Annotated in this window: 1 protein-coding gene; it reads right to left on the bottom strand. The window is 68.1% G+C overall.

From position 1 onward, the window contains the following. Window positions 1-519 (bottom strand): DUF222 domain-containing protein (locus PQI23_RS13945; RefSeq protein ID WP_339975566.1); only part of this gene is annotated, 519 nt, incomplete at its 3' end. Between the last annotated feature and the right edge of the window lie 43 nt (window positions 520-562).

The following is a 562-nucleotide window of genomic DNA, read 5'->3' as shown; positions in this document are numbered from 1 at the left end:
CCGCAACCGGTTCACGGACTCCACCCGCGCATGCTGCAGCACCTCCCGCTGATACGCCTCACGCCGAGACACGCACTTCGGCGAGGCGCCCGCCCCGATACGCAGCCCCGCATCGACGATGACGCGGGCGTGCGCAGCCGAGATCTCCCCCACAGAGAGCACCTCGTGCGTGATCGCGAACCTCGTCCGCAACGACCACGCCCCACTCAACTCGGACTCCGCCACCCGCTCGCTCGTACTCAGCACGGTTGCGAGCTCTGCCCGCAGCGACCGGAACGCGAGCTCACGCCCACCCGACCCGGCATCTGTGGTCGCCATGTCGACTGCGGCCGTGAGCAGATCGGCGCGGATCGCGTCGAGGCCGCGCTGCCGGTACTCCAACTGCTCGATCCAGTTCACGACCTGACCGAGCGTGAGCGCATCGGGAACCTCCCCCGACACCAGAGCCGACAACTCCTCCGACGCCGACACCGACACCGGCTCAGGCGCCGGGGCGGAACCGAACGAGAAGGAGAACATGCCCCCAGTCAACATGCAGCCACCGACATTCATGACCCCGAAC

The sequence above is a fragment of the Leucobacter sp. USCH14 genome (assembly GCF_037619215.1).
Taxonomy (GTDB): Bacteria; Actinomycetota; Actinomycetes; order Actinomycetales; family Microbacteriaceae; genus Leucobacter.
The sequence above is the reverse complement of the archived record's forward strand: the minus strand, read 5'-3'. Positions and strand labels throughout refer to the sequence as shown.